General features: G+C 73.3%; 12 protein-coding genes. 1 reads left to right on the forward strand and 11 read right to left on the reverse strand.

Annotated elements, in window-relative coordinates:
• Positions 1-50 precede the first annotated feature (50 nt).
• The 11 genes from ACMCNK_RS16325 to ACMCNK_RS16375 all read right to left on the reverse strand — a co-directional run bounded on the left by ACMCNK_RS16325 (position 51) and on the right by ACMCNK_RS16375 (position 12,395).
• Positions 51-1,277 carry an ABC transporter ATP-binding protein gene (locus tag ACMCNK_RS16325; protein WP_412737263.1) on the reverse strand — a complete coding sequence of 409 codons (1,227 nt, stop codon included), beginning with the start codon at positions 1,275-1,277 and terminating at the stop codon, positions 51-53.
• Between the two features lie 45 nt (positions 1,278-1,322).
• Positions 1,323-2,204, reverse strand: a complete 882-nt coding sequence (locus ACMCNK_RS16330) for a hypothetical protein (protein ID WP_412737264.1) — start codon at positions 2,202-2,204, stop codon at positions 1,323-1,325.
• Positions 2,205-2,250: 46 nt separating this feature from the next.
• Positions 2,251-2,466 carry a hypothetical protein gene (locus ACMCNK_RS16335; protein WP_412737265.1) on the reverse strand — a complete coding sequence of 72 codons (216 nt, stop codon included), beginning with the start codon at positions 2,464-2,466 and terminating at the stop codon, positions 2,251-2,253.
• Positions 2,467-2,526: 60 nt separating this feature from the next.
• The gene (locus ACMCNK_RS16340) at positions 2,527-5,682 is read right to left on the reverse strand and encodes a cyclic nucleotide-binding protein (protein ID WP_412737266.1); all 3,156 of its coding nucleotides are present in this window, start codon (positions 5,680-5,682) and stop codon (positions 2,527-2,529) included.
• A 238-nt stretch (positions 5,683-5,920) separates the two neighbouring features.
• Positions 5,921-7,552, reverse strand: coding sequence for a trypsin-like peptidase domain-containing protein (locus ACMCNK_RS16345; RefSeq protein ID WP_412737267.1), 1,632 nt, complete (start codon positions 7,550-7,552; stop codon positions 5,921-5,923).
• 70 nt (positions 7,553-7,622) lie between these two features.
• On the reverse strand, positions 7,623-9,161 hold the full coding sequence (locus ACMCNK_RS16350; protein ID WP_412737268.1) for a sensor histidine kinase: 1,539 nt from the start codon (positions 9,159-9,161) through the stop codon (positions 7,623-7,625).
• A gap of 55 nt (positions 9,162-9,216) precedes the next feature.
• Positions 9,217-9,942: a response regulator transcription factor gene (locus ACMCNK_RS16355; protein ID WP_412737269.1), complete on the reverse strand. Its 726-nt coding sequence runs from the start codon at positions 9,940-9,942 to the stop codon at positions 9,217-9,219.
• A gap of 61 nt (positions 9,943-10,003) precedes the next feature.
• On the reverse strand, positions 10,004-10,768 hold the full coding sequence (locus tag ACMCNK_RS16360; protein ID WP_412737270.1) for a lysophospholipid acyltransferase family protein: 765 nt from the start codon (positions 10,766-10,768) through the stop codon (positions 10,004-10,006).
• A complete protein-coding gene (locus ACMCNK_RS16365; protein ID WP_412737271.1) occupies positions 10,765-11,526 on the reverse strand; it encodes a GNAT family N-acetyltransferase in 762 nt (253 codons plus the stop codon). The genes ACMCNK_RS16360 and ACMCNK_RS16365 overlap by 4 nt, the downstream gene beginning before the upstream one ends.
• A 75-nt stretch (positions 11,527-11,601) precedes the next feature.
• Positions 11,602-12,108 (reverse strand): N-acetyltransferase, encoded by a 507-nt coding sequence (locus ACMCNK_RS16370; protein WP_412737272.1) that lies wholly within the window; start codon positions 12,106-12,108, stop codon positions 11,602-11,604.
• Positions 12,105-12,395, reverse strand: coding sequence for a DUF1778 domain-containing protein (locus ACMCNK_RS16375; protein WP_412737273.1), 291 nt, complete (start codon positions 12,393-12,395; stop codon positions 12,105-12,107). Before ACMCNK_RS16375 ends, ACMCNK_RS16370 begins: the two co-directional genes overlap by 4 nt.
• Before the next feature lie 75 nt (positions 12,396-12,470).
• Between ACMCNK_RS16375 and ACMCNK_RS16380 the strand changes: the two genes are divergently transcribed.
• Complete coding sequence (locus ACMCNK_RS16380; RefSeq protein WP_412737274.1) at positions 12,471-13,136, forward strand: hypothetical protein; 666 nt, start codon at positions 12,471-12,473, stop codon at positions 13,134-13,136.
• The last annotated feature ends 34 nt before the right edge of the window (positions 13,137-13,170 follow it).

The following is a 13,170-nucleotide window of genomic DNA, read 5'->3' on the forward strand; positions in this document are numbered from 1 at the left end:
GGGGTGGCCTCCACGTCGGGACATCGACAGTTGGCCAATTATTAAGACTGTTAACTGATTCTGTCCAGCCCGATCCTGCGCCCCGACCGGTCGAACAACAGCAACTCCCCCAGGTCCAGTCCCGCCGTCAGGCGCGCGCCCACGGCCACCGCACCCGGCGCCGGGACCCGGACCACGACCTCACCCCCGGGCGCCGGATCGCCGGGAAGGTCGTACGACGGATAGAACCCGTACGCCGTGCGGTCCGGTCGCCGGGCAGCGGACAGGCCACCCGGATCCGGCGCGTCGACCACCTGCGGCGGTGTCGGTACCGCCCCCGCGTCCAGGTACGCGAGCACCTCGTGCCCCAGGTGCTGCACCGCCCGTACCGTGCCGGTGATCTGCAGCGGCTCGCCCGCGGCGAGGCGCAGGGCGCGCAGGGCCACGGTCACCCGCTCGGTGTGCCGCCGCGCGAGGACCGCCGTACGCGGGTCGCCGGGCGGCAGCTCGATCTCCTGCGAGCCCAGGTCCAGCACCACCCGGCCGTCCACGGCGTACACGGCGGCCTCCAGCAAACTGGTCGGCGGCGTGCCGAGGAAAGCGGCCACGAACAGCGTGCGCGGGTCGGCGTACACCTGGGCGGGCGGGCCCACCTGCTGCAACGTGCCGCGGCGCAGCACCGCCACCCGGTCCGCCATGCTCAGCGCCTCGTGCTGGTCGTGCGTCACGTACACGGTCGTCACCCCGACGCGGCGGGCCAGCGCGGTGATCTCGCCGCGCAGATCCGCCCGGACGCCCGCGTCCACCTGCGACAGCGGCTCGTCGAGCAGCAGCAACGCCGGGCGGCGCACCAGCGCGCGGGCCAGTGCCACCCGCTGCCGCTGGCCGCCCGACAGGTGCTCGGGGCGGCGCCCGAGCAGGTCCGCGATGCCGAGGTGGCGGGCCATCTCGGCGATCCGGGCGGCCACGTCCGTGGCCGAGCCGCCCGCGGCGCGCAGCGGGAAGCCGATGTTCTGCGCGACCGTGAGATGCGGGTACAGCGCGAACGTCTGCACCACCAGGGCGATGTTGCGCTCGTGCGGCGCCATCGCGACCGCCGGTACGCCGTCCAGCAGGACCTCGCCGCGGGTCGGCGCCTCCAGGCCGCCGATCAGGCGCAGCAGCGTGGATTTCCCGCAGCCGCTGGGGCCGAGCAGCACGAGGAACTCGCCGGGCGCCACGTCGAGGTCGACGTCATCGACCGCCACCGCGCCGTCGCCGAAGACCTTCGAGACCGCCCGGACGGCGATCGCCACCATCCGTCCATCCTGTACGGCGACGACGCCGGGGGCCAGAGCCTGGGCTCAGTGCTCCTGCCAGACCGTACGGTCGAGCCAGCCGTCGCCGTTGTCGTCGTACATCCGCTTCTCGAACACTCCGTCGTGGTTCTTGTCGTAGTCGGCGTAGTCGACCTTGCCGTCCGCGTCCACGTCGTGGCCGATGAAGTCGGCCTTCCCGTCGTGGTTGAGGTCCACCAGGATGTCCGCCCCACCGTCGGCGCGACCGCGGTAGGTGGCATGGTCCCACCGGCCGTCGCCGTCCACATCGACCCGGGGGTGGTAGCCCTTGGGCGCCGCCAGGTGCTCCGCCTCGCCGGCGAACCGCGACGGCTCCCCCAGGCCGCTGTGCGGGGCGTCGCCGATGCGGGACACCGGGGGCAGGCCGTCCAGGTCGGGGGCCGAGTCGGCGTCGGGGGCGCCGTCCATGGCGGGGGCCGGACCGAACCCGGCGTGCGCCTGCGGCATCATCTCCCCGGTGCCGCCGCCGGTGCCCCACGCGGGGGCCGAGCCGAGGCCCTGGGTGACGCCGTGGCCGCCGGACACGTCCGCGGCGTGCTGGGCGGCCACTCCCGCGGCCGTGCCGAACTCCGACCACGGGCCGAGCTCGGCGGGCGCGGACCCGAGACCGGACCGGGCGGGCGCCGCGGATCCCAGCCCGGAGTGCGCGTCCCCTCCGCCCAGCTCCGAGAACGCGGACAGCAGCCCGAACGTGCTCGACTTGCTCGTCCGGGTCTCGACGACCGCGTGGGCGGCACCGGCGTCGGCCGCCACCTGGCGGCGCAACAGCTCGGCCTCGCCGTCGTCCAGCACGTAGCCGGACAGCGCGGCGTCCGCGTCCCGGGCCAGCTCGGCGGCGAACGACGGCTCGTTGAGCAGGCGTTCCAGCACGACGTCGAAGTCGCTCATACCCAACAAAGCTAGTCCACCCGGTCCAGCCGGGGTATCGCCCGGCTCAGTCCAGTTCCGGCATCGGGACCGGCTGGGGGCGGGGCCGGCACGTACCGCACTGCACCGCGTCCTCCACCACCAGCGCCTCCGCGCGGCGCCGGCTCTCCGACCGGTTCACCTGCAACAGGTACGGCCCGAACCGCGCGTGGTCCTCGCACACTCCACGGCCGCAGAAGCGGCACGATCCGCGCGCCGCCTTGGCACAGAACCAGCACAACACCGACTTTTCTCCTTTTTCGTTCATCTCCGCCGACGGCACACCGTATCTCCACCGGCGCCGTCAACTGATCGGCGGCAGGGTTGGGTCGCTGGTCGGCACCGTGGTGGGGGTCGTCGACGGCGGCGTGGTAGTCGGCGTCGTCGACGGCGGCGTCGTGGTCGGCCGGGTCGTCGGCGGAACCGTGGTCGGCCGGGTCGTCGGCGGGCGCGTGGTCGTCGGCGGGACCGTCGTCGTCGCCGGGGGCGGCGTCACCGGGGGCCGGGTGGTCGGCGTACGTGTGGTCGGCGTCGCCGTGGGCGCCGGTGCCACCGTCGTCGTGGGCGGGACCGTGGTCTCGGTCGTCGGCAGCGGCAAGCTCGGCAGGTCCGACGGCGGCACCTCGCTCGGTGTCTCGCTCGGGCCCGCCGCGGGCGGGGCCACCGGCACCCCGTCCCCGCAGGTCAGATCCTTGCCCGTGGCCGGGTTCGCGGCGCCGTTGACGGTCGCGACGCCGGTCGAGACGGTCACCGCACCCGGGTCGACCGCGAACCACGACGGGCCGCTGTTGGTCACGTTGCCGAGCGGGCGCTGCACGACGAGCGCGAGCGGCCGGAACGCCCCGCTCGTGCTGGTCGTGTCGGCGAGCAGGCGGCCGTTGTCGAGCGCGAGCTCGCCGTGCGGCTCCCGGTGGCGCGCGGTGTCCGTCCAGAGGTTGCCCACCACGGCACGGGAGCCGGGGCAGAGCATGGCCGCCGCACCGCCCACGAACGTCAGGCGTCCGGTGGCCTGGTCCGGCACCTCGATGCGGGTGCCGTTGCCGACGTAGCGGCGGTCGCCCTCGTCCAGGATCACCGTGGTCCCGTCGACCAGGGCGGTGACCCGGCCGCGTTCGGCGGTCAGCAGCACCCGGTCGCGGGGCATCTCGGCCCACGCCGGCCCGGGCGCGAGGTTCGCGCCGGTCAGCAGCAGGGCCAGCAGCAGGACGAGCAGCACGAGCCACCACATCCGCCGCTCGAAATGCCGGTCCACGTCGGGGTCGTCGGACTCCGACGGCGGGCCCGGCGGCACTGCCAGCGGCGGGTACACCGACGGGTGCACCCCGGCGGTGGGCGCGGTGGTGCCCTCCCGCAGCGCCGGTGGCGGCGCGGCACGGCGGGCGGAGCCGACCAGCGGCGGCAGGTGCGAGGCGTCCGGGATGACCCACAACCGCACCGGCGTACGCGTCTGCGCGACCGCCCCCGGATTGCCGTCACCGACCGGCCCGACCAGTGTGCCGCGGCGCAGCTCGACGCCGTCGGGCATGGCGATGACGCCGGATTCGACCACGACCGCATGGGTGGGCCCGGCCAGCATCACCGGCGCGCCCGGCCCCAGATCCACCGGGTGCGCGGACGCGATCAGGGCCAGCCGCTCGTCGACCGCGAGCCCGGCCAACGCCGGCGTGTCGGCGAACAGCGCCTCCGCCTCCGCCCGGTCCTTCGGCGGCGGGCCGGGCAACGGCCCGACCGCGGTGGCCACCGTGGCGGTCGGTACGGCGAGCAGCGTGGTGTCCGACGTGTGCCAGTCCAGCGCGGTGGCCCGCCCGGTCAGCGCGCTGACCAGGCCGACGACACCGCCCGGTCCGACGTGCTGGCGGATCGTGCCGCCCGGGTCGCCCGGCTTGCGGGCCTGCAGCGCGCCGTCGACCACCACGTACACGGCCTGCGGGGCGCTGCCCGCCGCAACGAGCTGGCGGCCCGAGCCCGGGCGCTCCCAGCGAGACCGGGCGGCCAGGTTGGCCAGCACCGGGTCGGGCAGACCGGCCAGCTCGGAACCGAGCAACGCGGCGAGACGCCGGGGCGCGTCGGCCTCGCGTTCCCGCTCGGCGGAACGCTCGCGGGCGGTACGCCACCAGCGGGCCAGCCGCCCGGCAGCCAGGTAGATCAGCGGGGCGCTCAGGCCGCCGATGATGAGCAGGAGCAGCAGCTGACTGGCGATGCCGCCGTGCCACAACCCGGTGATCACCCCGGAGACGCGGTCGGACCACACCCGGTACGCCAGGTTCGCCGCGACCGCAAGCCAGAGCACGGCCAGCACCCCGTACAGGGCGACCAGCCGGCCCTCCTGGTCCAGTCCGGACCACTTCGTCGGGCGCCCACGCAGCCGGCCGCCGACCCAGGCGAGCCCGCGGGCCCGCAGGTTCGGGATCTCCAGCCAGTCCATCAGCAGGTAGTAGCCGTCGAGCGCGATGAACGGGTTCAGGTTGAACAGCACGTTCAGGTACCAGGCGAACGCGAGCTTGAACGCCAGCGGCCCGAGCGCCGGGATCGCGAACCCGACAAGTTGCATGCCCCCGGCCAGCACCAGCCCGGAGGCGGGCCCGGCGGCCGTGGTGAGGATGCGGGCCCGCCGCCCGGCCATCCACACGTCCGTGGTGTCCACGAACACCGACGGGATACCGAAGTAGACCAGCAGACCGGCCGCGGGCACCTCCCGTCCGGCGTGCTTGGTGGCCAGCGCATGCCCCAGTTCGTGACAGGCCAGCGCGAACACGTTGAGCACCAGCAGCACGATCGCCCCGAGCAGGTACGACCCGCCGGTCAGGAAGACGGTCTGGCTGCCGCGGAACCACGTACCGGTGAACAGCGCGAGCCCGAGCACCGCGATGATCGTCATCGCGATGGCGGCCCCGCGGGTGAACAGCATCTTGCCGCCGTTGCGGTACATCGCCGAGACGAATCCGTCGATGTCGACCGCCAGCATCCGCCGCCCGCGCATCGCGGCGAGCAGGGTGCTGCCGAGGCGTTCGGGCAGCGGCTTGCGCTGGATCTGCGCCAGCGGCGCGAACGCGTCGACCGGCAGCTCCTCCAGCATCCGGTTGCCGGCGAGGTCGGCGACGACGCGGCGGACCTGGTCGGGGGCGAGCCGGCCGGCGATGCGGGCGAACTCGGCGACCAGCCGCGCGACGGTGTGTGTGCCGTCCATGATGAGCGCGAGCTGGTACTCCTGCGGGGTCAGCCGCAGGTAGCAGGCGCGGCCGCCGTCGTCGGGCGAGCGCAGCATCACGTACGCGGAGCCGCGCGCGCTGGTCAGTTCCACGGCCTCGATGCCCGCCCGCAGGACCGGCACCGCGCGGGCCGGGTTGAGCCGGTCGACGACCGCGCCCCACAGGCCGGGGTCCGCTGGTCCGACGGGCTCTCCCGGCGCACGCCCGGCCAGCGCCTCCCAGACGTTCATCCGGGTCTCGACGTAGGTCACTCGGGTCGGCCTTCCACTCGCCGCGCCAATGGCGAATGGAGACTAGGCGGTGGGGCCGCTCGAAGGCGAGCCCTCCACTCCGGTTTCCTGCGCCATTTTTCCGACCGAAGCGGGCAAATCATCCCGTGCGACAGACAGAAAAAGAGCGGTGGGCGGATGCGATCAACCTTGGTGATCGCATCCGCCCACCGCTACGGGGAGGGGGAATGGCCCGGATGGACCTGCCTGCGTCCCGCCGTCAGGAAGACTCCTGCAGCTCGGCCGTCACGGTCTTCTGGGCACCGTCGCGGGTGTACACGATGGTCACCTTGTCCCCGACGTTGGCACTCTGGATGATCCCGACGAGGTCGTCGGAATCGTTGACCGCCTTGCCGTTCACCGAGGTGATGACGTCACCCTGCTGCAGGCCCGCCTTGGCCGCCGCGCTGTTCGGCGTCACGGTGCTGACCAGCGCGCCGCCACCCTGCGCCTCGGTGACGCTCACGCCCAGTGCCGGGTGGCTGACCTTCTTGCCCGACATCAGTGCATTGGCGACCTGGGTGACCTTGTTGCTCGGGATCGCGAAGCCCAGGCCGATGTTGCCCGAGTTCTGACCCGACGTGGCGATCGCGGAGTTGATGCCGATGACCTCGCCGTTCGTGTTGACCAGCGCACCGCCCGAGTTGCCCGGATTGATCGGGGCGTCGGTCTGCAGCAGACCCGACATCGTCGTGGTGGTCGACTGCTGCTGGTTGCTGTCGAACGGGCTCTGCGGGGCCTCCCCGCCGGACCGGATCGTGCGGTCCTTCGCGCTGATGATGCCCGCGGTCACCGAACCCTCCAGCCCGAGCGGGCTGCCGATGGCCAGTACGGTGTCGCCGACCTGCATCTTGGAACTGTCACCGAACTTCGCGGCCTTGAGGTCGGAGACCCCGGACGCCTTGACCACGGCCAGGTCCGTACGCGGGTCCGTGCCCACGATCTTCGCGTCCGCCTTCTTGCCGTTCGCGAAGATCACCTGCACCGTGTCGCCCCGCGCGGTCGCGACCACGTGGTTGTTCGTGACGATGAACCCGTCGTCACTGGTGATCACGCCGGAGCCCTCGCCGGACCCCGTGGTGATCGAGACGACGCTGTCCTGGACCGCCGCGGCGATCTGGGCCAGCGACGAACGGTCCACCACCCGGGTCACGGACGAGTTGCTGGTCTGCACCGTGGCCGAGCTGTGGCTGTCACTGAGCGCGAGCGCCGCGGCCGCGCCGACGCCGCCGGCGCCGATCGCGATGACCGCGGCGGCCGCCCCGGCGATGAGGATCTTGCGGCCGCGGCCGGGACTGCCCGGGTCACGGGGGCCGCCCGCGCCGACCGGGGCGGCCCAGGCGGGCACGGACTCGGTCTGCGCGCCGTTCCACCCGCCCGGGGCGCCAGGGGCACCGTGCGGGGCGCTGCCGTGCAGGCCCGGGGCGCCCGGCGTGCCGGGCGCGTGGAACTGCGGCTGCGCCGCGTACCCCGGGTACGGCTGGCCCGGGTGCGGACCGCCGTACGGCTGGCCCGCGAACGCCGGGTGCTGCTGGTGCGGCTGCCACGGCGAAGCCCAGCCGCCCGCCTGTGCGGGGTGACCGGCGGGGGCACCCGACTGGGGTGCCGACGCCGGGACCGCGGGACCGACCACCGGGGTGCCGGCGGCCGGGGTGGCCGGCTCGGCAACCTCGGGCAGGCTGCCCTCGGGCTGGGTGTCAGCCGCCGGGGCGACCGTGGGCTGGACGACGGTAGGGTCGGACTCTCCCCGCTGCGCGTTGCTGCTCTCGTGGGAGGCGTCCGCGGGCCGGTGCGACGGCTCCCCAGAGGGGGAGGTCTCGCGCCGCTGCGGGTCGGTCTCGAACTCGGTCATGTCTCTACAGTGCCGGTCCGCACTCGGGTGGGCCTGTGTTTGCCCTGAATGTTTTCTGTGAAGGGTTTCGTCAGCGTTCAGCCGGTACGTCAGCATCCAGCGCGGGCAGCGTCACCCGGAACGTGGCGCCCTTCCCGTCCTCGCTGACCACCTCCACGGACCCGTGGTGGGCCCGCACGATGGCCGCCACGATGGCCAGCCCCAGGCCGGTGCCGGTGGCCTCCCGGTCGGTGTTGCGGGTACGCGCCTGGTCGGCGCGGTAGAACCGCTCGAAGACCCGGTCGCGCTGCTCCGCCGACAGGCCCGGCCCGGTGTCACTGACCTCCACCGCGACCCTGTTGCCGTCCTCGCGGAACACGCGCAGCGTCACCGCGGCGTCCGGCGGCGTGTGGGTCAGGGCGTTGGTCATCAGGTTGCCGATGACCTGCCGCAGCCGGGCGTCGTCGCCGTACGCCACCAGTTTGTCCGCGTCGTCACGGACGTCCAGTTCGATGCTGCGTTCCGGGGCGGTGGCCTGGGCGGCGTGGACCGCGTCCACCGCGAGCACCGGCAGTTCGACCGGGGCCAGGGTGAGCGGCCGTTCCCGGTCCAGCCGGGCCAGCAGCAGCAGGTCCTCGACGAGCAGGCCCATCCGGGCGGCCTCGTCCTCGATGCGGCGCACCAGCCGGGCGACGTCCGCCGGGTCGGCGACCGCGCCCTGGCGGTACAGCTCGGCGAAGCCGCGGATCGTGGTCAGCGGCGTCCGCAGCTCGTGCGAGGCGTCCGCCACGAACTGCCGCATCTTCTCCTCGGAGCGCACCGCACGGGCCTCGGAGAGCTGCGCGGCGTCGGCCGCGTCCCGGGCCACCGACTCCGCCGCCCGGGCGGCCGTCTCGGACTGTGCGCGCGCGGTGAACGCGGTCTCGATCTGGGCCAGCATGGCGTTCAGCGCGCGGGACAGCCGGCCGAGCTCGGTCTGCGGTTCCTCGCTGTCCGGCTCGGGGTCGGGCACCCGCCGGGTCAGGTCGCCCGCGGCGATCGCCCCCGCGGTCTGCTCGATGTCGGTCAGCGGGCGCAGGCTCGTCCGTACGATCGCGGCGCCGACCACGGCGAGCGCCAGGAGGACACCGGTGCCCAGCAGGAAGTCGATCCAGACCAGCCGGGACATCGCGTACTCGATCTCGGTCATGTTCCGGCCGACGTAGAGATAGTCGCCGTTGGGCAGGTCGGCGATCACCATGCGCCAGTGGTACTGCTTGCTCCGCGACACCACCGTGAACGGCTGGTCGGCCTGCCGCTCCTCGATCTCGGACAGTCCGTTTATGCAGGTCGGCAGGTCGTCGGCCCGCAACCGGCGATCGCTCTTGTACGGATCACCCACCCCGTGGGTGTCGCAGATCGCGAACATGTACTCGCTCGGGATGTACACCGTGGGGTCGAGCTGCCGCACCGCGATGCCGCGCAGGTTGGTGGCGAGATTCGCGGTCGTCGCCTTCAACTCGTCGTCCATCCGGCTGAGCAGATAGCTGCGCAACGCGAGCGTGCTGGCCACGCTGATCAGGGTCAGGGCCGCGAAGACGAGCGCGAGGACCGCGGCCAGCAACTTGACGCGCAGGGGCGTGGCCCGCATCTTCGCCGCCGCGTGAGCGCCGAAGCGAGCCGGTCCGCGGAGAGCCACCGCGGGCTCAGACGGCGGGCTTGCGCAGGACGTACCCGACGCCGCGCAGAGTGTGGATCAGCCGCGGCTCGACGTTGTCGACCTTGCGCCGCAGGTACGAGATGTACGACTCCACGATGTTGTCGTCGCCGCGGAAGTCGTACTTCCACACGTGGTCGAGGATCTGCGCCTTGGACAGCACCCGGTTCGCGTTGAGCATGAGGTAGCGCAGCAGCTTGAACTCGGTCGGCGACAGCTGCACCCGCTGGCCCGCCCGATACACCTCGTGGGTCTCCTCGTCGAGCTCCAGGTCCGCGAAGACCAGCCGGGACGGCTGCTCGTCGGTCGACGAGGTGCGCCGCAGCACGGCCCGGATCCGGGCGGTCAGCTCCTCCAGGCTGAACGGCTTGGTGACGTAGTCGTCGCCGCCCAGGGTCAGCCCGCGGATCTTGTCGTCCGTGTTGTCCCGGGCGGTGAGGAAGACGACCGGGGTACGCGCCCCGCCCTCCCGCATCAGCCGGATGACCTCGAACCCGTCCAGGTCCGGCAGCATGACGTCGAGGACGACCAGATCCGGGCTCGCGTTCTTGGCCGCGGTCACCGCCGCGCTGCCGCTGGTGGCCGTGCTGACGTCGAACCCGGCGAACCGGAGGCTCGCGGAGAGCAGCTCAAGGATGTTCGCGTCGTCCTCGACGACGAGCAGCTTCGCCTCGGTCTGCTTCTGCGCGGTCTGGGTGGCGGCCATAGCTGCCATTATTCTCCGCGGCACCTGCGTCGCGCCTGCGCAGCGGCTGAAAGGTCTCTGTGAGCGGCGCCTACGCGGCGAGGCCGAAGCCCGAGGTCACGCCGACGCACGCCTGCGCGGCGCGGGCCAGCGCCCGCCGGTCCGTACCCTCGGTGGGCCGTAACGCCGGGGCCGCCACGAGGGTCGCAGTCATGCCGCGCAGCCCGGCGACGCGGCGGACCGACGACCACAGCGTGTCGTCGCCGACGAACGCGGCGGCGGTCGAGTCGTACCTGATCGAGACCGGCACCACGGGCGCGCCCGCGTCGACCGCGGCCTGGAACACCGCCGGCCGGAACCGGCCCTGACGGGCGCCGCAGAACGTCGTACCTTCCGGGAAGACCGCGACCGTCCGCCCGGCCCGCAGCGCCGCGGCGACCTCGGCCACGGTCCGCGGCAGCGTCCGCGGCCGGGTCCGGTCCAGGAAGATCGCGCCGGTCGCGGCCGCGAGCGCGCCCACCGCCGGCCAGGTGCGGACCTCACTCTTGGCGACGAGCCGGACCGGCACCACCGCGACCAGCGCGACGATGTCGAGCCACGAGACGTGATTGGCGACCAGCAGGCTGCCGGGGCGGGGCAGTGGGCCGCGCCAGACCAGCCGCACTCCGAGCAGCGCGAGCAGGGCGCGCGCACCGGCCCGCACGGCCGCGCGGCGCAGCAGCGGCAGGACCACCAGGCTCAGCAACAGTACGGTGCACACCCCCGCCATCCGCAGCGTCGCCGTCCCGTGGCGCGCCGGGTCGTCGCCGCCGGTGCGGCACCCCGGCCCGCAGCCGGATTCGGGCAGCCACATCATCGCGTCGCCCCGAGGAAGTGCCGCCGGTAGCGCGGGTCCATCCGGTCCATGGACAGCAGCACGTAGAAGTCGGCGGTGCGGAAGTCCGGGTCGTACGCGGGTTCGCCGCACACCCAGCTGCCCAGCCGCAGGTAGCCGCGCAGCAGCGGGGGCACCGCGGCTTTCGGGTCGCCGGCGGGGGCGGTCTCGGAGAGCCAGGGGCGGCGGGGCCGGACCCGCAGGGTGGGCGGCGACAGATGCTTGGCCTGCGCCCGCGCCCACACCCCGGCGGCGGTGTGGCCGCCGTCGTCGAGCCCGACCGAGGCGCAGCCGCCGAGCCAGCGCAGGTTGTTCAGGTGCAGGTAGCGGGCGATGCCGGCCCACATGAGGTTGACCACGGCTCCGGAGCGGTGGTCAGGGTGCACACAGGAGCGTCCGGTCTCGACGAGCTGGTCACGCAGCGGCGCGAGGCGGCTGAGGTCGAATTCGCCGTCGCCGTAGCGCCGCCCGGCCCGTTCGGCGGCGGCCGGGCGCAGCATCCGGTACGTGCCGACGGCGGTGCCGGTGGCGTCGTCGCGGACGATGAGGTGGTCGCAATGCTCGTCGAAGTCGTCGATGTCGCGCCCGTCGACGGCGTGCGGGAGCCGGGCACCGAGCTCGGTGGCGAAGACGTCGTGGCGCAGTCGCTGCGCCGCGGCCACCTGGTCGGCGTCGTCGGCGATGAGGAGCGAGTAGCCGCTGGTCCCGGTGGGTGCGGCGGCGGTCATGAGTACGGCCATGAGATCTGTGTAAGGTCCACATCCACCGCTGGCGTATCCACCGTGGTGGTGCCGGATGACCAGCACATGAACGCCTTACGCGAGGGCGCGGCGCAGGTCCTTCATGAGGAGCAGAAGGTGCATCGGGTCGGTCGGACTCGCCTCGAACTTGGCCAGTCGTAGGTAGAACTCACGCGCGGCGTCCGACTCGCAGTGGATGAGGACGGCGCGGACCCCGATGACTTCGGATGCACCGGCGATGCGGCGCAGCGCGTCCACGACGAGCGCGCGTCCCAGCCCGGCTCCTTGAGCGCAGACGTCGACGCCGAGCCGGGTAAGGATCACGACGGGTTGGTGGTAGCGCCCGGCTCCCTGCATCAGGCGGGGTGAGGCATCGGCGGGCGCCACACTGCCCGCCGACAGGGCGTAGTAGGCGACCACCCGTTCGGGGCCGGTGGCCACGTAGACCCGGGATAGTCCGGCCCGGTGCGCCTGCATCGCGTGTTCCGCCAGCCAGGCCGACTGTGCGGGCGAACCACAGTCGAAGCCGGTCAGCACGTGCCCGGGGGCGAGCGCCTCCACGGCCGAGAAGCGCGGCGTCATGCCTGGTCGCCGCCGCGGCCGTCGTCAAGAACCGTCGGCCGGCTGAGCAGCTCACGCAGACCGGCGACGTCCTGGGCGGGCCGCTCGAGCGCCTCGTCGAACGCCCGCCACGCCTCTTCGTCCAGGAGAAACGCGCGACGATCGGCGAGTACGCCCGCCGCCGCGTCGGTCGCCGCCCGCAGAACGAAGGCGGACATGCTCGACCCAGCGGCCTCGCTGGCTGCCTCGAGCAGTGCGCGCTGCTCGGCGTCGAGGCGCAGATGCAGACGTTCCGCTTTCGCGCTCATGAGCCGATCGTACGCACAATGTACGCCGCCGACAATCGCCGGTGTCTGTCGTAGGCGTATGAGACGGTGTCGGGCATGCGGATTCCGGCGAAGTTCAACGGTCCCCCGGCCTCGGGCAACGGCGGCTGGTCGGCGGGTGCGTTCGCGACGGCGTGCGGTGCCGCGGCGGACGGGCGGGCGTTCCAGGTGACCCTGCGGATCCCGCCCCCGCTCGAAACGGATCTCGCGGTGGGGCACGGCGCGGTGACCGCCCCCGACGGCACCCTGGTCGCGGAGGTCGCCGCGACCACGGACGCGGGCCCCGGCGTCCCGGCGGCCTCGCTCGCCGAGGCGGAGGTCGCGGCCAAGGCGTATCCGGGCTTCACCGCCCACCCGTTCCCCACCTGCTACGTGTGCGGGCCGCAGCGCAGCGACGGCCTGCGCATCTTCCCCGGCCTGCTCGCCGACGAGCGGACCGCCGCGCCCTGGGTCGTGCCTTCCGAGGTGGGGGTCGAGACGATGTGGGCCGCGCTGGACTGCCCCGGCGGCTGGTCGGCGCTGCACATCGGCCGGACGTATGTGCTGGGCCGCATCGCGGTCGCGGTCGAGACGCTGCCGGAGCCGGGCGCGACGTGCGTCGTGGTCGGCCGGGCGAGCGCGCTGCAGGGCCGCAAGGCGATGGTCGATTCGACCGTGTACGGCCCGGACGGCGCCCGTCTCGCCACGGCGCACGCCACCTGGATCGCCCTGCCCGATCAATGAGCGCGTGTCCGTTACCGTGATCCCCCTGCGTCTA

This window comes from Krasilnikovia sp. MM14-A1259 (genome assembly GCF_047159535.1).
In the GTDB taxonomy this organism is placed as follows: domain Bacteria; phylum Actinomycetota; class Actinomycetes; order Mycobacteriales; family Micromonosporaceae; genus Actinoplanes.